Source organism: Variovorax nivicola (genome assembly GCF_051216475.1).
In the GTDB taxonomy this organism is placed as follows: Bacteria; Pseudomonadota; Gammaproteobacteria; order Burkholderiales; family Burkholderiaceae_C; genus Variovorax.
Genome location: NZ_JBPJZK010000007.1, coordinates 104,859 through 125,311 on the forward strand (window position 1 = coordinate 104,859; position 20,453 = coordinate 125,311).

At 66.5% G+C, this 20,453-nt stretch carries 21 protein-coding genes; 16 read left to right on the forward strand and 5 right to left on the reverse strand.

Features of this window, described 5'->3' with window-relative positions:
- The first annotated feature begins 21 nt into the window (after positions 1-21).
- Both ACSFBF_RS25770 and ACSFBF_RS25775 read left to right on the forward strand, forming a co-directional pair.
- Positions 22-1,035, forward strand: a complete 1,014-nt coding sequence (locus ACSFBF_RS25770) for an ABC transporter substrate-binding protein (protein WP_435472000.1) — start codon at positions 22-24, stop codon at positions 1,033-1,035.
- Positions 1,036-1,083: 48 nt separating this feature from the next.
- On the forward strand, positions 1,084-1,746 hold the full coding sequence (locus tag ACSFBF_RS25775; protein ID WP_435472002.1) for an HAD family hydrolase: 663 nt from the start codon (positions 1,084-1,086) through the stop codon (positions 1,744-1,746).
- On the opposite strand, the gene ACSFBF_RS25780 is transcribed toward ACSFBF_RS25775, so the two are convergent.
- Entirely contained in the window at positions 1,692-2,360 is a 669-nt protein-coding gene (locus ACSFBF_RS25780; protein WP_435472004.1) for a lipocalin family protein, read from the reverse strand. The two genes, ACSFBF_RS25775 and ACSFBF_RS25780, sit on opposite strands and share 55 nt — an antisense overlap.
- A 277-nt stretch (positions 2,361-2,637) precedes the next feature.
- On the opposite strand from ACSFBF_RS25780, the gene tal reads away from it, so the two are divergent.
- The 3 genes from tal (at position 2,638) to ACSFBF_RS25795 (ending at position 5,622) form a co-directional block, all read left to right on the forward strand.
- Positions 2,638-3,594 (forward strand): transaldolase, encoded by a 957-nt coding sequence (gene tal, locus ACSFBF_RS25785; RefSeq protein WP_435472006.1) that lies wholly within the window; start codon positions 2,638-2,640, stop codon positions 3,592-3,594.
- 2 nt (positions 3,595-3,596) lie between these two features.
- Positions 3,597-5,150, forward strand: a complete 1,554-nt coding sequence (gene pgi / locus ACSFBF_RS25790) for a glucose-6-phosphate isomerase (RefSeq protein WP_435472008.1) — start codon at positions 3,597-3,599, stop codon at positions 5,148-5,150.
- Between the two features lie 139 nt (positions 5,151-5,289).
- On the forward strand, positions 5,290-5,622 hold the full coding sequence (locus tag ACSFBF_RS25795; RefSeq protein ID WP_435472010.1) for a DUF805 domain-containing protein: 333 nt from the start codon (positions 5,290-5,292) through the stop codon (positions 5,620-5,622).
- 54 nt (positions 5,623-5,676) lie between these two features.
- Here ACSFBF_RS25795 and ACSFBF_RS25800 read toward each other — a convergent pair whose 3' ends face one another.
- Together ACSFBF_RS25800 and ACSFBF_RS25805 are read right to left on the reverse strand one after the other, a co-directional pair.
- Positions 5,677-6,738, reverse strand: a complete 1,062-nt coding sequence (locus ACSFBF_RS25800; RefSeq protein WP_435472012.1) for a 4-hydroxythreonine-4-phosphate dehydrogenase PdxA — start codon at positions 6,736-6,738, stop codon at positions 5,677-5,679.
- Between the two features lie 44 nt (positions 6,739-6,782).
- Positions 6,783-7,760: a Bug family tripartite tricarboxylate transporter substrate binding protein gene (locus tag ACSFBF_RS25805; protein WP_435472014.1), complete on the reverse strand. Its 978-nt coding sequence runs from the start codon at positions 7,758-7,760 to the stop codon at positions 6,783-6,785.
- Positions 7,761-7,852: 92 nt separating this feature from the next.
- On the opposite strand from ACSFBF_RS25805, the gene ACSFBF_RS25810 reads away from it, so the two are divergent.
- From ACSFBF_RS25810 to xylB, 11 genes are all read left to right on the forward strand, one after another.
- Positions 7,853-8,782 carry a LysR family transcriptional regulator gene (locus ACSFBF_RS25810; protein ID WP_435472016.1) on the forward strand — a complete coding sequence of 310 codons (930 nt, stop codon included), beginning with the start codon at positions 7,853-7,855 and terminating at the stop codon, positions 8,780-8,782.
- Positions 8,783-8,957: 175 nt separating this feature from the next.
- Complete coding sequence (locus ACSFBF_RS25815; RefSeq protein WP_435472018.1) at positions 8,958-10,268, forward strand: ABC transporter substrate-binding protein; 1,311 nt, start codon at positions 8,958-8,960, stop codon at positions 10,266-10,268.
- 152 nt (positions 10,269-10,420) lie between these two features.
- Positions 10,421-11,278: a carbohydrate ABC transporter permease gene (locus ACSFBF_RS25820; protein WP_435472020.1), complete on the forward strand. Its 858-nt coding sequence runs from the start codon at positions 10,421-10,423 to the stop codon at positions 11,276-11,278.
- Between the two features lie 149 nt (positions 11,279-11,427).
- Positions 11,428-12,261: a carbohydrate ABC transporter permease gene (locus ACSFBF_RS25825; RefSeq protein WP_093048385.1), complete on the forward strand. Its 834-nt coding sequence runs from the start codon at positions 11,428-11,430 to the stop codon at positions 12,259-12,261.
- Positions 12,262-12,278: 17 nt separating this feature from the next.
- Positions 12,279-13,319, forward strand: coding sequence for an ABC transporter ATP-binding protein (locus tag ACSFBF_RS25830; protein WP_435472023.1), 1,041 nt, complete (start codon positions 12,279-12,281; stop codon positions 13,317-13,319).
- Positions 13,320-13,402: 83 nt separating this feature from the next.
- Complete coding sequence (gene dalD, locus ACSFBF_RS25835; RefSeq protein WP_435472371.1) at positions 13,403-14,791, forward strand: D-arabinitol 4-dehydrogenase; 1,389 nt, start codon at positions 13,403-13,405, stop codon at positions 14,789-14,791.
- A complete protein-coding gene (locus ACSFBF_RS25840; protein WP_435472025.1) occupies positions 14,788-15,579 on the forward strand; it encodes an L-iditol 2-dehydrogenase in 792 nt (263 codons plus the stop codon). Before dalD ends, ACSFBF_RS25840 begins: the two co-directional genes overlap by 4 nt.
- A 1-nt stretch (position 15,580) precedes the next feature.
- Complete coding sequence (locus tag ACSFBF_RS25845; protein WP_435472027.1) at positions 15,581-16,252, forward strand: transaldolase family protein; 672 nt, start codon at positions 15,581-15,583, stop codon at positions 16,250-16,252.
- Between the two features lie 17 nt (positions 16,253-16,269).
- On the forward strand, positions 16,270-17,244 hold the full coding sequence (locus ACSFBF_RS25850; protein ID WP_435472029.1) for a carbohydrate kinase family protein: 975 nt from the start codon (positions 16,270-16,272) through the stop codon (positions 17,242-17,244).
- Between the two features lie 14 nt (positions 17,245-17,258).
- The gene (locus tag ACSFBF_RS25855; RefSeq protein WP_435472031.1) at positions 17,259-18,215 is read left to right on the forward strand and encodes an AraC family transcriptional regulator; all 957 of its coding nucleotides are present in this window, start codon (positions 17,259-17,261) and stop codon (positions 18,213-18,215) included.
- 29 nt (positions 18,216-18,244) lie between these two features.
- Positions 18,245-19,705 (forward strand): xylulokinase, encoded by a 1,461-nt coding sequence (gene xylB / locus ACSFBF_RS25860; RefSeq protein ID WP_435472033.1) that lies wholly within the window; start codon positions 18,245-18,247, stop codon positions 19,703-19,705.
- A gap of 36 nt (positions 19,706-19,741) precedes the next feature.
- Here the strand turns inward: xylB and ACSFBF_RS25865 are convergent, their stop codons facing one another.
- Both ACSFBF_RS25865 and ACSFBF_RS25870 read right to left on the reverse strand, forming a co-directional pair.
- On the reverse strand, positions 19,742-20,005 hold the full coding sequence (locus tag ACSFBF_RS25865; RefSeq protein WP_435472035.1) for a PAAR domain-containing protein: 264 nt from the start codon (positions 20,003-20,005) through the stop codon (positions 19,742-19,744).
- A gap of 6 nt (positions 20,006-20,011) precedes the next feature.
- Positions 20,012-20,371 (reverse strand): hypothetical protein, encoded by a 360-nt coding sequence (locus ACSFBF_RS25870; protein WP_435472037.1) that lies wholly within the window; start codon positions 20,369-20,371, stop codon positions 20,012-20,014.
- Positions 20,372-20,453 lie beyond the last annotated feature (82 nt).

Consider the following 20,453-nt stretch of genomic DNA (forward strand, 5'->3'; position numbering starts at 1 on the left):
TTCGAGAGGGAGGGAGGACCAATGAAGAACAGCATTCTTGCCGCAGCCGCGCTGCTCGGCCTGCCGGCCGCCGCGTCGGCCCAGACCGTCAACGTGATCTGCTCGGTGCAGGCCGAGTGGTGCAGCGCGATTTCCACCGTCTATGCCCGCACCACCGGCGTGCGCGTCAACATGGCGCTCAAGAACTCGGGCGAAGCGCTGGCCCAGCTGAACGCCGAAAAGGACAACCCAAAGACGGACATCTGGTTCGGCGGCACCGGCGACCCGCACCTGCAGGCGGCCGAGCAGGGGCTCACGCTCGAATACAAGTCGCCCACGCTGCCGCGGCTGCATCCCTGGGCGCAGCAGCAGGCGAAGCAGTCGCGCTACAGGGCGGTCGGCATCTATTCGGGCCCGCTGGGCTTCGCCTACAACCCCGAGCTGCTGGCGCGGAAGAAGCTGCCGGTGCCCAAGACCTGGGGCGACCTGCTCAAGCCCGAGTACAAGGGCGAGATCCAGGTGGCCAACCCAGCCTCCAGCGGCACGGCCTACACCATGATCGCCACGCTGGTGCAGCTGATGGGCGAAGACAAGGCTTTCGATTACCTGAAGGCGCTGCACAGGAACGTGAGCCAGTACACCCGCTCCGGCACGGCCCCGATCAAGGCGGTGGCGCGCGGCGAGGCGGCCGTGTCGATCAGCTTCGTGCACGACGGCCCGGGCGAGAAGATGCAGGGCTTCCCGCTCGAGACCATCACGCCGGGCGAAGGCACCGGCGCGGAGATCGGCTCCATGAGCATCGTCAAGGGCGCGCGCAACCTCGATGCCGCCAGGAAGTTCTACGAATGGGCGCTGACGCCCGACGCGCAGGAGCTGGGCGCCGCCAGCAGGCAGTTCCAGCTGCCGAGCAACGTGAACACCAGGCTCGACCCGCGCGTTCCCGATTTCAGGAAGATCAGGTTCATCAACTACGACTACGCCAGGTACGGCGCCAGTGCCGAGCGCCGCCGCCTGATCGCGCGCTGGGAGAAAGACGTCGGTTCGTTGCCGCACTAGGAGCCCATGGCGCGGGCGTGGAACTCGGCGCGTGAAACAATGACGGCCATGAACGTGGTTTTCGACTTGGGCGCCGTGCTGTTCGCATGGGAGCCCACACGGCTGGTACAGGCCCATCTCTCCCAACACGCACCCACTGAAGCCGCCGCGGCGGCCCTGGGCAGGGCGCTTTTCCATCACGACGACTGGACGGGTTTCGACTGCGGCACCCGTACGCTGGACGACGCCATCGCCCGCATGACGGCGCGGCTGTCGCTGCCGGCCGAGCCGCTGCACGCCATGCTCGAAGGGCTGGGCGAGCGGCTGGAGCCCATCGGTGTCACGGTCGACATGCTCGAACAGCTGATCGCCCACCGGGAAGCCGGCCAACCGCTGCGCCTGTACTACCTGTCGAACATGCCCGCGCCGTACGCCCGTGCCCTCGAGCGCCGGCACGCGTTCATGCAGCGCTTCGACGGTGGTGTGTTCTCGGGGGACGTGAAATTCCTCAAGCCCGAGCGCGAAATCTACGAAGTGCTGGCGATGCGCCACGGCCTCGATCCAGCGCAGACCGTGTTCATCGACGATTCGGCCGCCAACGTGGAGGCGGCGCGCGCCTTCGGCTGGCAAGCCATTCATTGCACCGCGCCGGCCATGCTGCCGTCGCAGCTGCAGCGCTACCTGCCGGTGAGCACCACCTTGTCGGTGTCGAACCCCAGGCTGCGGGCGTAGTCCAGCTCCGCGCGCAGCACGGCCTCGTCGAGGCGCGGCGCGCGCGACAGCACCCACAGGTATTGGCGGTCGGGCGTGCCGACCAGCGACACCTGGTAGTCGCGGTCGAGCTTCAGGATCCAGTAGTCGCCCCAGACCATTGGCAGCCAGCCGAGCCACGCCGGCGCAAAGCGCACCTGGAGGCGGCCCGCGCCAGGCTGGCCCGCCACCGGTACCACGCGGGCCGCTCCGACGGCCTCGTCGAAGTTGCCGTCTTCCCGCACGCAGCGATTGAGCACCTGCACGGTGCCCTCGGGCTGCGGTGTGTACTCGGCGATCACCGGGCCGGCGCATTGTTTCTGGAAGCGGTTCGGCAGGCGGGCCTGCTCGTGCCAGATGCCTGCATAGCGCTGCAGGTCGACCGGCGCCACCACCTGCAGCGGCGCGCGCATCAGCGGTGCGCCGTCGGCCGGGCCGGCTGGCCGGGCGCGTGCGGTGCGCGCTGCGTCCATGGCGAACCAGGTGGCCACGCCGCCCACGACGAAGGCCGTGGCCATTGCGCCGATCGCATTGCTGGTGCGGCGGTCGTCGAAAGGCCGGACGGCGGTGGCGTCGGCACGCGTGCGAGGGGTCATGAGGCACTCCTGAGGGATGAAGACATTCGGCGTAACACTCAGGCTAGCCCGGGGGCAGGGCAGGCGGCCGTCAGCCACGGACCACAGGCGGTGTAGGGCGGGGAGGCCGGGGGGAGGCCGGAAAGTGGGCGGATACCAGCGGGCAGCGGGCAGACAACCACACGGGCATCAGGCCGATGGAGCCGCGTGAAAACCCGTGCTACGGTGCGCATGAAAACATCGACCGACGCGCAACTGCGTGCAGGACTTGTCACAACCCGCACTGGATAATGATTTCATGAACCAACTCGATGCCCTCCGCCAATGGACCACCGTCGTCGCCGATACCGGTGACTTCAAGCAGCTCAGCGTTTCCAAGCCGCAGGACGCGACCACCAATCCGTCGCTGATCCTCAAGGCCGTGCAGAAGCCCGAATACCGGCCGCTGCTCGACGAGACCGTGAAGAAGCACGCGGGCAAGCCGCTCGACGAGGTCATCGACCGCCTGCTGGTGCGCTTCGGCACCGAAATCCTCTCGATCATCCCGGGCCGCGTGTCCACCGAAGTCGACGCCCGCCTGTCCTTCGACACCGCCGCAACCATTGCGCGCGGCGAGCGCATCGTGGCGCTCTACAAGGCCGAAGGCATCGACACCGAAAAGCGCCTGCTCATCAAGGTGGCCTCCACCTGGGAAGGCATCGAGGCGGCGCGTGCCCTGGAGCAGAAGGGCATTCGCACCAACCTCACGCTGCTGTTCTCGTTCGCGCAGGCCGTGGCCTGCGGCGCAGCCGGCGTGCAGCTGATCTCTCCCTTCGTGGGCCGCATCTACGACTGGTACAAGAAGTCGGCCGGCGCCAAGTGGGACGAGGCCGCAAGCGCCGGCGCGAACGACCCCGGCGTGAAGTCGGTGCGCGAAATCTTCAACTACTACAAGCAGCACGGCATCAAGACCGAAGTCATGGGCGCAAGCTTCCGCAATGTGGGACAGATCCAGGCGCTGGCCGGCTGCGACCTGCTGACCATCAGCCCCGAGCTGCTGGCCGAGCTGGCCGCCAGCAACGAGCCGCTGCAACACGCGCTCGACGCCAAGGCCGCAGCCGGCGGCGACGTCGCCAAGGTCAGCTACGACGAGGCGAGCTTCCGCTTTGCCCTGAACGAAGACGCCATGGCCACCGAGAAGCTCGCCGAAGGCATCCGCGCCTTCGCGGCCGACGCCGTGAAGCTCGAAAAGCTCATGCAGGAAAGCGGCAAGTAAACATGGCCATGACCCTTCGCTGCGATCGCGCGCCGGCCTGGGCGCAACTGCAGTCCAGCTTCGAAATCGCAGGCCGCCAGTTCGACGTGCGCCATGCCTTTGTCGACGACGCGGGCCGCTTCGCGCGCTTCAGCCAGGAGGCGCCGTATGTCTTCGCCGACCTGTCGAAGAACCTGATCGACGCGCGCACCGAAGAGCTGCTGCTCGATCTGGCCCGCGAATGCGGCCTCGAGGCGCACCGCGACGCCATGTTCGCCGGCGAGCACATCAACAACACCGAAGACCGCGCCGTGCTGCACACGCTGCTGCGCGCGCCGGCCGATGCGCCGACCGGTCCGAAGACCGCGCACGAGCTGCGCGAAGTGCACACCACGCTCGACGCGATGCTGGCCTATGCCGAGAAGGTGCGCGCCGACCACACGATCACCGACGTGGTCAACATCGGCATCGGCGGCTCCGACCTCGGCCCGCAGATGGCGGTGCTGGCGCTGGCCGAGTTCGCCGCGCCGGGCAAGCGCTTTCACTTCGTCTCGAACGTCGATGGCCATGAGCTGGCCGGCGTGCTGCAGGGCCTCGCGCCCGAGCACACGCTGTTCCTCATTGCCTCGAAGACCTTCACCACGGCCGAGACGATGACCAACGCGCTTTCTGCCAAGCGCTGGTACGAGCAATCGGGCGGCACCGACATCGCGGGCCACTTCGCGGCGCTCACCACCAACGTGGAAGCGGCGAAAAAATTTGGCATCGACACCACCTTCGGCTTCTGGGACTGGGTGGGCGGCCGCTATTCGCTGTGGTCGGCCATCGGCCTGCCGATTGCGTTGGCCATCGGCGCCGACGGTTTCCGACGGCTGCTGGCGGGCGCACATGCAATGGACGAGCACTTCCGCACCGCGCCGCTCGCGCAGAACCTGCCGGTGCGGCTGGGCCTGCTCGACGTCTGGTATCGCAACTTCCACAAGTTCACGAGCCGCAGCATCGCGCCGTATCACAGCGCGCTCAAGCGCGTGCCGGCCTACCTGCAGCAGCTCGAGATGGAAAGCAACGGCAAGCAGGTCGATGCCAGCGGCAAGCCGGTGGCCTTCGGTACCTCGCCCGTGCTCTGGGGCGAGCCCGGCACCAACGGCCAGCACGCCTACTTCCAGATGCTGCACCAGGGCACCGACGTGATCCCGCTCGAGTTCGTGGCGGTGCGCGATGCCTCGCACGACCTCGAAGGCCACCACCCCAAGCTGTTGGCCAATGCACTCGCACAGGCGCAGGCGCTGATGGTGGGCAAGCTCGACGAGGGCGGCCACAAGAACTTTCCGGGCAACCGGCCGAGCACCTTCTTCGTGTTCGAGAAGCTCACGCCCGAATCGCTGGGTGCCTTCCTCGCGATGTACGAACACCGCGTGTTCACCAGCGGAGCGCTGTGGGGCATCAACAGCTTCGACCAGTGGGGCGTGGAACTCGGCAAGGTGCTTGCAAAAGACATCGAGCCGCGCCTCGCATCGGGCGATGTCATGGGGCTCGATGCATCGACCGCGGGCCTGCTGAAGCGGCTGGGCAGCTGAACCAGGGCCTTCAGAAGCCAATTCATAACCCGTTTGTTTGCAGGCCGGCTATCGCTTCTAGCCGAGTTTGCCGTTGAAAGACGCATCTATATGATGGCCCGGGGAAATTTCCCTGGGACCAATCAAGAGGAGTCGATCAATGGATATTCAAACAGCGGTCAAGACCTGTCTTAACAAGTACGTGGACTTCACCGGGCGCGCATCGCGCTCGGAGTTCTGGTGGTTCGTGCTTGCGCAGCTGGTCGTTCTCATCGTGGCAAGCCTGATTCATCGCTTCGTGTACGGCATCGCGGCCCTGGCCCTGTTGCTGCCCGCGCTGGCCGTGGGAGCGCGCCGCCTGCACGACATCGGCAAGAGTGGCTGGTTCCTGCTGCTGGCGCTCATCCCGCTCGTGAACCTCGTGCTGATCTATTTCTACGTGCAGCCGACGCAGCCCGAGTCCAACAGCTACGGCGAACCACCGACCGCCTGAGTTTTTAAAAAGGGCTGCGTAAGCGGCCCTTTTTGTTTGGTCCTGCCGAGAGACTCACGCAGCTACTGCCTGAGCGGGCGTGCGCGCCGGCGCGCCGCTCGCCATGCGCACGCACAGGTCGAAGGCCTGCTGCAGCCCTTCGATCTTCGCAATGCCCTGGCCCGCGATGTCGAAGGCACTGCCACTGGCCGACGTGGCCACCGGCACCGGCAGGCCGCCGTGCAGCGTCACGCCCTGTTCGAAGCCCATGAGCTTCATCGCGATCTGGCCCTGGTCGTGGTACATCGACACCACCGCATCGACATCGCCGCGCCGCGCGCCGATGAACACCGTGTCGGGCGAGAACGGGCCGCGCGCATCGAAGCCCTCGGCGCGCAGCTGTTCGACGGCGGGCGCGATGATCTCGATTTCTTCCATGCCGATGGAGCCCCCGTCGCCCGCGTGCGGGTTGAGCCCCGTCACCGCGATGCGCGGATGCGCCACGCCCGCGCGGCGCAGCGCCGACGCGATGATCTTCACGGCGTCGCTCACGCCTTGCACGGTGATGTGGCTCGCCACGTCCTTCAGCGGAATGTGGGAGGTCACGCGCGAGGTCCATAGCGAACCGGTGAGGTTGAACTCGCAGACGAAGCCCGTCACTGCGAAGCGCTCCTGCATGTAGCGCAGCTCGTCTTCATGCACGAGGCCGCCCAGGCGCAGCGAATGCTTGTTGAGCGGCGCAAAGAGAATGCCTTCGGTCTGCCCGCGCCGCACCGCCAGCGTGGCCAGCTCCAGCGCCTCGAACGAGGCCCGGCCAGACTGTTCATTCGACTCGCCCAGCACCGGCTCCTGGCCTTCCATCCAGTCGCGTGTGAGCAGGCTGGGGCGGCCGTCTTCGAAGCGCAGGGTGTCGAGGTTCTCGACTTGCAGCGGGTCCAGCTTCACGCCCGCCGCGCGCTCGCCGGCGGCCAGCACGATCGGGTCGGCAATCAGCAGCACGCGCGCGGCGTCCAGGTTGCGCTGGCGCGCCAGCAGCTTCACGGCCATTTCGGGGCCGACGCCGCTGGGGTCGCCCAGCAGCACGACGATGCGGGGTTTGGCGGAGATCACGCTCGAGGTCTTGGTAGTGGTGGACATGGTGTGGCTCGGATGCAAGTTGAATGAAAAGGGAGGGGGCCGGCTCATTCGGCCTTGATGTTGGCGTCGCGCACGAGCTGGCCGTAATGGTCGAACTCCTGCTTGTTCATCGCCGCGAAGGGCTCGCCGGTGAGGGCGCCGGGCTCGCCGCCCAGCGCCTTGATGCGCGCCTGCACGTCGGCCAGCTTCAGCGTGCGCGTGAGCTCGGCGCTCAGCCGCTCGACCGCGGGACGCGGCGTGCCGGCCGTGACGTAGAGGCCGTACCAGGTGGACACGTCGGCGCCCTTGATGCCCTGCTCGGCCAGCGTGGGCACGTCGGGCAGCTCGGGTGAGCGCTGCGGTGCGCTCACGGCCAGCGCGCGGAACTTGCCGGCCTTGATCTGGCCCATGGCCGAGGAGGTGCTGTCGAACATCATGTCGACCTCGCCCGCGATGATGTCGATGTGCGCCTGCGAGCTGCCCTTGTAGGGCACGTGGATCGACTTCATGCCGGTGGCCAGGTTGAAGGCCTCGCCGCCCACATGCTGCGTGCTGCCGATGCCCGACGAGGCGTATTTGAAGCCGCCGGGCTTGGCCGCCATGGCCGTCACCAGCTCCTTCACCGACTTGTAGGGCGAGCTGGCCGACACCACCAGCACGTTGGGCATCACGGCCACCAGGCCCACGGGCTGCAGGTCTTTCAGCGGGTCGTACTTGAGCTTGAGGATGTGGGGCGCCACCGCCTGCGCCGTGTTGGTGGCCAGCAGCAGCGTGGCGCCGTCGGCCGGCGCGCGGGCCGTGAGTTCGCCGGCGATGGTGTTGGAGGCGCCGGGCCGGTTCTCGACCACCACGGGCTGCCTGAGCGCGGGCGAGAACTTGTCGGCCAGCACGCGCGCCAGGATGTCGGTGCCGCCGCCGGGAGAGGCGCCGACCATGATGCGCATCGGCTTGTCGGGGTAGCTCGACTGCGCGCCGGCCGCTGACACGGCCAGCAAGGCGGCAGCAGCCAGCCCCGCCGCGCGGGCGAGAAAGGAAAATTTCATCGGATGTCTCCTGCTTGTAATGAGCCCGAGCGTACGGAGCTTCGCCCTCGCGATCCAATCGAAAAAGCCTGAAGATCCATATACTTTTGCGTATGACTTCCGGACTGACCGATGCCTCGCTGATGCTCCATGTCCGGCCGCGCCAGCTGCTGCTGCTGGCCCGGCTCGATGCCCATCGCCACCTCGGCCGGGCGGCCGAGGCCATGAACATCAGCCAGCCCGCCGCCACCAAGCTGCTGCAGCAGCTGGAAGATTCACTCGGCGAAAAGCTCTTCGAGCGCCTGGCGCGCGGCATGGAGCCCACGCCCTATGGCGACATCCTGATCCGCTACGCGCGCCGCGTGCTCAGCGACTTCGGCACCGCCCGCGAGGAGATGCTGGCCCTGCGGTCGGGCCTGAGCGGCGCCCTGCGCGTGGGCAGCGTGCCGGGCGCGGTGCCAGAGCTGCTGGCGCCGGCTCTGGTGGAGTACCGCCGCCGCCACCCGCAGGTGGCCGTGTCGGTGGTGGTCGAGACCAGCGATGTGATCCAGGCGCAGCTGGAGCAGGGCGACGTCGATCTTGTGCTGGGCCGCCTCACCGAGAGCCACGACGAGGCGAAGTACGCGAGCGTGCCGTTGCTAGGCGAGTCGATGGTGGTCGTGGTGCGCACCGCGCACCCGGTGTTCGAGCGCGCCACCGTCACGCTGGCCGGCATGGCGAACTGGTCGTGGGTGCTGCAGCCGCCGGGCTCGCCGCAACGCGGGCGCTTCGAGGCGGCGATGCGCGAGGCCGGCATCCAGACCCGGCTCGACATCATCGAAACGGCATCGCCCATCGCCATCACCGCCTTGCTGGAGAACTCCGACATGGCGGCCGTGATGCCCGCCTCGCAGGCCAACCACTACGCCCGGCTGGGCGTGCTGCGCACCGTGCCGGTGGAGCTGCCGGTGCGCGTGCCGCCGATCTGCCTGATCACGCGGGAAGACCGGGCGCTGTCGCCGGCGGCAGCGCAGTTCCGGCGCCAGCTGCTGGGCGGCGTCTGAGGCCTTTGGGATGCGGTTTTCCATGCTGTATTGCATCAACTAGGGAATTCACTAGCCAACTGGTGCATGAAAGTACCGGTAGTGGCTATCGAAGTACCAAAACTGCAAGCGCGTTTCTCCAGAATCCGGCCACGGCGACCCGACAAGAGGGCGTCGCTCACCTCTAGGAGACAACATGAAGCGTTTTCTGAAAGCGGGCCTCGTCCTCGCACTCATCGGCTCGGGCGTCGTGTCCCAGGCCGCCACTGAACTCGTGATCGCGACCGTGAACAACGGCCACATGATCGAGATGCAGAAGCTCACTCCCTTCTTCGAAAAAGCCTACCCCGACATCAAGCTCAAGTGGGTCACGCTGGAAGAAGGCACGCTGCGCCAGCGCGTGACCACCGACATCGCCACCAAGGGCGGCCAGTTCGACGTGATGACCATCGGCCTGTACGAAACCCCGATCTGGTCGAAGAAGGGCTGGCTCAAGCCCATTGCCACCGACGCTGCCTATGACATCGACGACCTGCTGCCCGCCATCCGCGACGGCCTGTCGACCGACGGCAAGCTCTACGCCGCTCCCTTCTACGGCGAGAGCTCGATGCTCATGTACCGCAAGGACCTGGCCGACAAGGTGGGCGTGAAGTTTTCCGACCAGCCGACATGGGCGCAGGTGAAGGAGTTCGCCGACAAGGCCAACGACCCGAAGGGGGGCGTGTACGGCATGTGCCTGCGCGGCAAGCCGGGCTGGGGCGACAACATGGCCTTCTTGACCACGCTGGTCAACACCAACGGCGGCCAGTGGTTCGACATGCAATGGAAGCCGCAGATCGACACCAAGGCCTGGAAGGACGCAATCACCTTCTACGTCGACATGATGAAGAAGGACGGCCCTCCGGGCGCATCGGCCAACAGCTTCAACGAGAACCTCGCGCTCTTCAACGAAGGCAAGTGCGCGGCCTGGGTCGACGCGACCATCGCGGCCTCGTTCATCAGCGACCCGAAGCAATCGAAGGTGGCCGACAAGGTGGCCTTCGCGCAGGCACCGACCGCCAGCACGCCGAAGGGCGCCAACTGGCTGTGGTCGTGGAACCTCGCCATTCCGGCCAGCTCGACCAAGGACGACGCGGCGCAGAAGTTCATCAAGTGGGCCACTTCCAAGGAATACATCAACCTCGTGGCCAAGGAAACCGGCTGGGCCTCGGTGCCGACCGGCACGCGCAAGTCGACCTATGCGAACCCCGAGTTCCAGAAGGTCGCCAAGTTCGCCGCGGCAGAGAAGAAGGCGATCGACAGCGCGAACCTCACCGACAGCACCTTGCCGAAGTCGCCGTACGTCGGCGTGCAGTACGCGGCCATTCCGGAGTTCCAGGCCATCGGTGTGGCGGTGGGCCAGCAGATGAGCGCGGCGCTGGCGGGCAAGGTCACGGTCGACCAAGCGCTGAAGACTTCGCAGATCGCGGCCGAGCGTGAGATGAAGAAGGCCGGGTACTACAAGTAACCCGCTTCTTTTCCCTCTCCCCTCGGGGAGAGGGCCAGGGTGAGGGGGCAGCAGCGCGTGCGTCGCCGACGCCGCTTGCCCTCACCCCAACCCTCTTCTGACCCTTTGTGAAGGGAGGGAGAGGGGGCAACAGCCCCGGAGAGGAACACACAATGAAAAGACTCCTGCCCCGCGCCCTCATGGCGCCCGCGGTGCTCACGCTCTTCCTTTGGATGATCGTGCCGCTCGCGATGACGTTGTACTTCTCGTTCGTCAACTACAACCTCATGCAGCCCGGTGAACGCACCTTCGCGGGCATCGAGAACTTTCACTACTTCATCACCGACCCCGATTTCTGGCCGGCCACGTGGAACACGCTGCTGCTGATCGGCAGCGTGATCGTCATCACGGTGGTGTTCGGCGTGCTGCTCGCGCTGCTGGTGAACGAGCCCTTCCCGGGGCGCGGCATCGTGCGGGTGCTGCTGATCTCGCCCTTCTTCGTCATGCCCGCGGTCAACGCGCTGCTGTGGAAGCACATGATGATGAACCCCATCTACGGCGTGCTGGCCGACGTGTGGCGCGCCTTTGGCGCCCAGCCGGTGGACTGGCTCACCGACGTGCCGCTGCTGTCGGTGATCATCATGGTGGCCTGGCAGTGGCTGCCCTTTGCCTGCCTGATCTTCATCACATCGCTGCAGTCGCTCGACCGCGAGCAGATGGAAGCCGCGCGCATGGACGGCGCGAGCTCGTTCCAGCGCTTCTTCTATCTCACCATTCCGCACCTCGCGCGTCCCATGGCGGTGGTGATCATGATCGAGATGATCTTTCTGCTCAGCGTGTTCGCCGAGATCGCCATCACCACCAATGGTGGCCCGGGCAACGAGAGCACGAACATGACCTACATGATCTTCAAGCAGTCGCTCATGAACTTCGACGTGGGCGTGGCTTCCGCGGGCGCACTGTTCGCGGTGGTGCTGGCCAACATCGTGGCCGTGTTCCTCATCCGAATCATCGGCAAGAACCTCGACTAGACATGATGCACACCCCCAGTCTTCGCGCACTTCGTGTCGCTTCGCCAACCCCCTTGCAGGGGGCAACACCAACGGCCCGGCAGAGCCGGTTCCGTGGTGTTCCTGGAATGAGCCGTGCCTCGCCCCCTGCACGGTGGAGGAACTGAACCATGCAACAACAAGCCCCCAGCAACTTCCTGCCGCAAGCCATTCGCACAGTGGGTGCGTGGGCCGTCACGCTGCTGCTGTTCTTTCCGCTCGGCTGGCTGTTTCTCACGGCCTTCAAGACGGAGCTGCAGGCCATCCACGTGCCGCCGCTGTTCATCTTCGAGCCCACGCTCGGCAACTTCAGCGAAGTGCAGCGCCGCAGCGACTACCTGCTGTACGCGCGCAACTCGCTCATCACCAGCCTGGGCTCGACCATCCTCGGCCTCTTGATCGCGGCGCCTGCCGCGTACTCGATGGCCTTCTTCCGCACGAAGAAGACGCGCGACATCCTGATGTGGATGCTTTCCACCAAGATGATGCCGGCCGTGGGTGCGCTGGTGCCGATCTACGTGATCGCGCAGACCGCGGGCATGCTGGATTCGCTCACCGCGCTGACCATCGTGTTCACGCTGTCGAACCTGCCGATCATGGTGTGGATGCTCTACAGCGCCTACAAGGACATCCCGCCCGAGATCCTGGAGGCCGCGCGCATGGACGGCGCCAACCTCTGGACCGAGTTCCGCCACGTCGTGATGCCGCTGTCGGTGGGCGGGCTCGCATCGACCGGCCTGTTGTGCCTGGTGCTGAGCTGGAACGAGGCCTTCTGGGCGCTGAACCTCACCTCCGCCAAGGCCGGCACGCTGGCCACGCTGATCGCCTCGTACTCCAGCCCCGAGGGCCTGTTCTGGGCCAAGTTGTCGGCGGCTTCGCTGATGGCCATCGCGCCCATCGTCGTGTTCGGCTGGTTCAGCCAGAAGCAACTCGTCCAAGGCCTGACCTTCGGCGCCGTCAAGTAAAGAAAGGGAGACATCTCATGGCCTACCTCGAACTCAAGAACATCAAGAAGAGCTTTGGTGAAGTCAACATCATCAAGGGCGTCGACCTGCAGATCCAGAAGGGCGAGTTCATCGTCTTCGTCGGACCCTCGGGTTGCGGCAAGTCGACGCTGCTGCGGCTGATCGCGGGGCTCGAGCCCATCACCAGCGGCAACCTGCTGCTCGACGGCAAGGACATCACTTGGGCTCCCTCGGGCAAGCGCGACCTCGCGATGGTGTTCCAGAGCTACGCGCTCTATCCGCACATGAGCGTGTACGACAACATGTCCTTTGCGCTGAAGCTCGCGGGCGTGTCGAAGAGCGAGATCAAGACCAAGGTCGATCATGCGGCGAAGACGCTCAACCTCACGCAGTACCTCGACCGCACGCCCAAGGACCTGTCGGGCGGCCAGCGCCAGCGCGTTGCCATCGGCCGCGCCATCGTGCGCGCGCCCAAGGTGTTCCTGTTCGACGAGCCGCTGTCGAACCTCGATGCGGCGCTGCGTGGCAACACGCGGGTTGAAATCCACAAGCTGCACCGCGCACTCGGCGCGACCACCATCTACGTGACGCACGACCAGGTCGAGGCCATGACGCTGGCCGACCGCGTGGTGGTGCTGAAAGACGGGCTCATCGAGCAGGTCGGCACGCCGCTGGAGCTGTACGACCACCCGGCCAACCAGTTCGTCGCGCAGTTCATCGGCATGCCGTCGATGAACATGGTGGCGGCGAATGCCATTCCCAGCTTCTCGGCCGCCACCGGCGGCAGGCTGCCCGCCGACGGCTTCCTGGGCGTACGCCCCGAGGGCCTGCGCGTGCATCCGAAGCAGGGCGCGCCGGTGAGCGACGTGCAGGGCCGCGTCGAGCTGATCGAGGCGCTGGGCGCCGACACGCTCATTCACGTCGACGTGGGTGGCGTGCCGCTCATCGCACGGCAGAACGACCGCACGCCGCTGCAGGCCGGCGACGACGTGGCCGTGGAGCTCGACCCGTCAGTGCTGCATCTCTTCAACCGCGAAGGCCGCACGGTCAGCGCGTGACCACCCCTTTTTCTTCACTGCATTCTTCAACGGACATTCCCGTGACCATCGCGCAAATTCCACCGGCTCTCACGGAGTTCACGGTGCTTCACCTGGGCCTTGGCTCATTCCACCGCGCCCACCAGGCGGTGTACCTGCAGCGGCTGATTGACGCGGGCGACACCCGCTGGTCGCTGTCGGGCGCCAACATCCGGCCGGACATGGCCGATGTGGTCGCTGCCCTGCAGGCACAGGGTGGGCGCTACACGCTCGAAACCGTGTCGCCAGCGGGCGAGTACCGCTATGAAGAGATCGAAGCCATCCGCGAGGTGCTGCCCTGGGAGCGCTCGCTGGCCGGCGTGATCGCGCGCGGTGCGGCGCCAACGACCCGCATCGTGTCGTTCACCGTGACCGAGGCTGGCTACTACCTCGACGACAAGAGCAAGCTAGACCTGTCGTTCGCCGACCTGGCGGCCGATGTCGAACGCGCGCGTCGCGGCGAGGCCGGCGGCGACGGTGTGACCATCTACGGCGCCGTCTGCGCGATCCTGCGCGCGCGCAAGGCTGCCAATGCTGGCGCGGTGACGCTGCTGAACTGCGACAACCTCCGCCACAACGGCGACCGCTTTCGCGCCGGACTGCTGGAGTTCATCGAACTGGCGGGCGACGCCGACCTGCTGGCGTGGGTCAACGCGAACACGCGCTGCCCGAACGCGATGGTCGACCGCATCACGCCGCGCCCGCCGCCCGAGCTGCGCGCACGCGTGAAGGCCGCCACGGGCCGCGACGATGCGGCTGCCGTTACCGGCGAGAGCTTCATCCAGTGGGTGATCGAAGACAACTTCGCGGCCGGGCGACCCGATTGGGGACGCGTGGGCGTGGAACTGGTCGAATCGGTGCAGCCTTATGAAGAGGCCAAGATCCGCATCCTCAACGCCACGCACAGCTGCATTGCCTGGGCGGGCACGCTGGTGGGGTTGAACTTCATCCACGAAGGCACGCACAACGCAGCCATCCGCAAGATGGCGTTCGACTACGTGACCGACGACGTCATCCCATGCCTGAGCCCGAGCCCGATCGAACTTGCGTCGTACCGCGACGTAGTGCTCGACCGCTTCGGCAACCCCGCCATCCGCGACACCAACCAGCGCGTGGCGGCGGACGGTTTCTCGAAGATTCCGGGCTTCATCGCGCCGACGGTGCGTGAGCGGCTGACGGCGGGCCAGACCATCGACAGCGTGGCGATGCTGCCGGCGCTGTTCCTCGCGTTCCTGCAGCGCTGGCACAAGGGCGTGCTGCCCTATGTCTATCAGGACCAGGGCATGGACGAGGCCGTGGCTCACGCGATCTGCGGCGCGGCCGACCCGGTCGTTGCGCTGTGCTCGGACGCGGGCCTGTGGGGAAACATCGCCGCCGACGCCCGGTTGATCGATGCCGTGCGCCGGGCCGCCGAGCGCGTCGCGCGCTTCGTCGCCGCGGAAAGCCGACCATGACGAGCGGGCGCCTTCAGGACAGGCATGTGCTGCTGACCGGCGCGGGCGGTGGCATCGGCCTGGCCGTGGCGCAGGCCTGCATTGCCGAAGGCGCGCGCTGCACCGTGATCGACCGCGCCACCGCCGCGCCCGAAGCCGTGCGCATGCTGCAGCAAGAACACCCCGACAAGCTCGCCTACATCGCAGCCGACGTCACCGACACCCAGGCCATCGCGCACATGCTGGCCGAGGCGCAGGTGGCCTTCGGGCCGATCCACACGCTGTTCAATAACGCGGCAGTGTTCGACCTGGCACCGCTTCTCGACAGCGACGAAGCATCCTTCGACAAACTCTTCGCCGTCAATGTGAAGGGCATGTTCTTCGTGATGCAGGCCGTGCTGCGCCACATGGTCGAAGCCGGCACGCAGGGCGCGTCGGTCATCAACATGGCCTCGCAGGCGGGGCGCCGGGGCGAGGCACTGGTGTCGCACTACTGCGCGACCAAGGCGGCCGTCATCAGCTACACGCAGAGCGCCGCGCTGGCCATGGCGCCGCACGGCATCCGCGTCAATGGCATTGCGCCCGGTGTGGTCGATACGCCGATGTGGGACCATGTAGACAGCCTGTTCGCCAAGGCCGAAGGGCTGCCGCCCGGAGAGAAGAAGCGGCAGGTCGGGCTGGCGGTGCCTCTCGGGCGCATGGGCGTGCCGGGCGACATCGCGGGGGCGGCGGTATTCCTTGCCAGCGACGAGGCGCGTTACATCACGGCGCAGACCCTCAATGTCGATGGCGGTAACGTGATGAGCTGAGATGAGCGAAGACTTCCACCTGTACCTCGACAGCGCTGACCTGATAGAGCTGAAGGCCTGCCTGCCGCACCCCGTAGTGCACGGCGTGACAACGAACCCGACGCTGCTGCAACGCGCAGACATCGGCCGCGCCGCCTTACCGGGCCTGCTGAAGCGCTGCATCGAACTGGGCGCACGCCAGGTCCAGGCGCAGGTGTATTCGAGCGAAGTCGACGGCATGCTCGAAGACGCACAAGCCCTGCTCCCGCAGTTCGACAGCGGTCAATTGGTCATCAAGATTCCCGCCACGCGCCAGGGCCTCGATGCCGGCGCGCGGCTCATTGCGCAGGGCGTGCCCGTCACCTTCACTGCCGTGTATGCGCCCGAGCAGGCGCACTTCGCGGCGCAACTGGGCGCGGCCTATGCGGCGCCGTACCTCGGGCGGCTCGATGACTCCGGCATCAACGGCCTGGCGCTGATCGGGCAGATGCAGTCGCTGGTCGCACGCCGGCCCTCGTCGGGCACGCGGCTGCTGGTGGCCAGCATCCGCTCGCGCGAGGCGTATCTTTCATTGCTGGGGCTTGGCGTGGGAGCCATCACCATCCCGCCGCGTCTTTTTGCCGAACTGCTCGACCATCCCGCCACGCTGGCCGCCGAACGCGGCTTCCTGGCCGATGCACGAGCTTTGCCGTGATCCAGAATCCAGACACCATGCGCATTGCACTCACGGGCGAAGCCCTTATCGATTTCACCGCCAGCGAGGCGGGCACCCTGGCTTTCCTCGGGCACGAGGGCGGCTCGCCGCTCAACACGGCCGTGGCCTGCGCGCGGCTCGGGCAGCCGACAGGTTTTCTCACGCAGCTGTCGACGGACTTGTTCGGCGAGCGGCTGATGGACTTTCTGCAACGCAACGGCGTGGACACCAGCTTCATCCTGCGCAGCAACGCGCCCTCGACGCTGGCTTTCGTAGAGCGCACGCCGCAGACCAACCGCTACGCGTTCTACACACGGGGCAGTGCTGACGCCACCTGGGCGCCCGAGCCGCTGCCGCAGTTGCCGGCGGACTGCCGCTTTTTGCACTTCGGCTCGATCTCGCTGCTGCAGGACCCGGCCGCCACGCGCATCACCGACCTCGTCGCAGCGAACAGGGAGCGCTGCGTGATCATGTTCGACCCCAACGTGCGGCCGAGCCTGATCCAGGACATGGCAGCCTACCGGGCACGCGTCACGGGCTGGTTCGCCATGGCCGACTTGGTCAAGCTCAGCGACGAAGATGCGGCGCTGCTCGCGCCCGGCCAGCCGGTCGATGCACTCGCCGCCGAGTGCCTGAAGGCCGGCGCGCGCGCCGTGATCGTCACGCGCGGCGGCGACGGCGCGACGCTCTGGCGCACGGGGCACGAGCCGCTGACTGTGGCCGCGCCACGCGTCACGGTGGTCGACACCATCGGCGCGGGAGACACCTTCACGGCCGGGTTGTCGGTCTCGTTGCTCGCGCATGGCGTCGAGCGACCGGCGCAGCTCGGCGAGCTGGGCGACGACGCATGGCGCGAAGTGATGAGCTTCGCCGCCACCGCTGCCGCCCTCAACTGCACCCGCGAGGGTGCCGATCCACCGACGCTGGAGGCGGTTCACGCCGCGCTGGCGAAGGCACAAAATACCGCTGTTGCTGCTGCTTCCCGGCCCTGAGCCGGGCTGCCATCATGACGACGTCCACCCGCAAACGTTCGATCCCTCGCCAGCGCCAGCCCGAGCTGGAGCGCGACTTTGCACGCTCCCCCTCGCTGGGCTACGAGGCCCCCGAAGAAACAGGCTTGGTGCGCTGCCTCGCGCATGGCTTTCCGAGCCCGCTGGTGCGATGGCACTTCCATGAAGACTACGAGCTGCATCTGATCACCGAGACATCGGGCAAGGCCTTCATCGGCGACTGGATCGGGCCGTTCCAGCCCGGGCACCTGGTGCTGTGCGGGCCGCGGCTGCCGCACAACTGGATCTCGCTCGACGTGCCCGAAGGCGGCGCCGCGGGGCGCGACCGGGTGATCCAGTTCCGCCACGAGCCTATCGAGCATGCGGCCGACCAGATTCCCGAGCTGCGCGAAGTGATGCACCTGCTGGAGCGGGCGCGCCACGGCATCGAGTTCTTCGGCATGTCGGAGAACGCGCAGGCGCACTGGGACAGCATCAAGGCCGCGCGCGGCGTGCGGCGCCTGAGCCTGTTTCTCGACTTCATGGCCGATCTGGCGCAATGCACCGACTACCGGCTGCTGTCGAGCGTGCAGATGCAGGGCGCGCAGGGTGCGGACGGCGACGCGCAGGTCGACCAGATCAACGGCATCGTCAACCGCATCACCAACAACATGGCCGACCCGATCTCGATGTCGGACGTGGCGGCCGAGTTGGGCATGAGCGAGAGCCGCTTCAGCCGCTTCTTCCGGCGCTCCACCGGCAACAGCTTCACCGATTTCGTCAACCGCGTGCGCATCAACAGCGCCTGCCACCTGCTGATGCAGACCGACCACTACGTGACCGACATCTGCTATCAGGTGGGCTTCAACAACGTGGCGAACTTCAACCGCCGCTTTCTTGAAATCAAGGGCATGACGCCGAGCGAATTCCGCAAGCAGGCCGATACGCGCTTCGGCAGCGGCATCTCTTCCTAAGTAAGTAGCAGAAAACCAGGGGGTTCATCTTGTATCTGGGACTCGACCTCGGCACGTCCGAGCTCAAGGCGCTGTTGCTCGCCGACGATCATCGCATCGTGGGCGTGGCCCGCGCGCCGCTCACGGTCGAACGGCCGCAACCGCTGTGGTCGGAGCAGGCGCCGCAGAAGTGGTGGCAGGCGCTGGAGCAGGTGATGGCGCAGCTGAAGGCGTCGCATGGCGAGGCGCTGTCGGCGGTGCGTGCTATCGGCCTGTCGGGCCAGATGCATGGCGCCACGCTGCTCGACGCAGCGGGCGAGGTGCTACGTCCGGCGATCCTCTGGAATGACGGGCGCAGCGGCGCGCAGTGCGAAGCGCTTACGCGCGCGGTGCCTCGGCTCGGAGAGATCGCGGGCAACCTGGCGATGCCGGGATTCACTGCGCCCAAGCTGCTGTGGGTGAGCGAGCACGAGCCCGAAATTTTCAGTCGTGTCGCGCGCGTGCTGCTGCCGAAGGACTGGCTGCGCTTCATGCTCAGCGGCGAGGCGGTCAGCGAGATGTCGGACGCGGCCGGCACGCTGTGGCTCGACGTGGGTGCGCGCGACTGGTCCGACGAACTGCTCGCGGCCACGGGGCTCACGCGTGCGCACATGCCGCGCCTGGTCGAAGGCAGCGAGGTGTCGGCGCAGCTCAAACCCGAGCTGGCGGCGCGCTGGGGTGTGGGCGGCGGCACGGTGCTGATCGCCGGCGGCGCAGGCGACAACGCGGCCAGCGCGGTCGGCATGGGGCTGGTCGAACCGGGGCAGGGCTTTGTGTCGCTGGGCACGTCGGGCGTGGTGTTCGTGTCGACCGACCGCTTCTTGCCGAACCCCGCGCAGGCCATGCACGCCTTCTGCCACGCGCTGCCGAAGCGCTGGCACCAGATGTCGGTGATGCTCTCGGCCGCGAGCGCGGTGAGCTGGGCGGCAAAGACCTTCCGGTTCGCCGACGAGGCCGCGCTGCTCGAAGCGGCGGCGTCCGTTCCGCTGGCGCAGCGCGAACGCTGCCCGCTGTTCCTGCCGTATCTCTCGGGCGAGCGCTCGCCGCACAACAACCCCAATGCACAGGGCGTGCTGTTCGGGCTGACGCACGCGCACGGGCCGGCGGAAATCGCATACGCCGTGGTCGAGGGCGTGAGCTTCGGGCTGCGCGATGGCTTCGACACCCTGCGGCTGCCGGCAGACATGCCGTTGCGCGAAATGGCGCTGGTGGGTGGCGGTGCGCGCAGCGTGTGGTGGGGCCAGTTGCTGGCCGACATCTTTCAGGTGCCGTTGACGCTCTATGCGGGTAGCGAGACGGGCGGGGCGCTGGGGGCGGCGCGGTTGGCGTGGCTGGCCGATGGGGGCGATGTCGCCGAGGTGTGCACGCTGCCGCCGGTGAAGCAGCAGTTGCTGCCTTCGGGTGACGGTGCGGATCGGCACAAGGCACGGCATGCGCGGTTCCAGGCGCTGTACGCGGCGTTGAAAGGCTAGTTCCAGTAGGCAGGTTGTCGGGCGGGGCCTGGAAGCTCAATCGATGCGGGTCGAAGTCTGCGACGCGATGAGAACGGCGCCGCATGCCGTGAACATTCCTTCGACCGCAATCTCGGTTCCCTTGATCGTGGCGGCAGGGCCAGGGCCGACGATCGGAAACACGCCGCCGCATTTCGGACACATCACCTTGTGTCCGACGCCGGACGGTGTTCTTCCGTCCAGAGAAAAATCGGAGAAGCCTTCGATAACGACACCTCCGTGCGAGGTCTTGTCATTGACGCAGATGACAGGCCTTGCCATGAGCCTCTACGTCCTCGCGTATCTACCGGCGCACTTCTCGACAGGCTGGATGACCCAGACATTGTCCCTTGAGAAGACGATGGCTCCGGACCGTTTGGCTTCCGACGTGTTGGCTGGGATCAGCAGCTTCGAGTTCTTGTAGAAGAGGATTTCGGGCTCGGATTTTTCTTTTCCAACCCATTCATCGTCCTCGACCTTGAGCTTGTTCCTGTCCGAATTGAAGAGGATGAATATGCCTGCCTCGACGACTCCGACGCTGGCCTTCTTGATGTACACGTTCGAGTCGATCCGCCTGTCCGTACGAAGGAAAGAGAGGTCCGAATCCGTCACGCTTGCCTTCCTGGAGAGGTGGAACAACTTCTCCATGATGCTGTTCATTCTGGTTGGCGACATAGATGGCTGGCACGCATGTGCGCTGCTTAGGAAAAATGCGAGGCAAAGTGTCAGA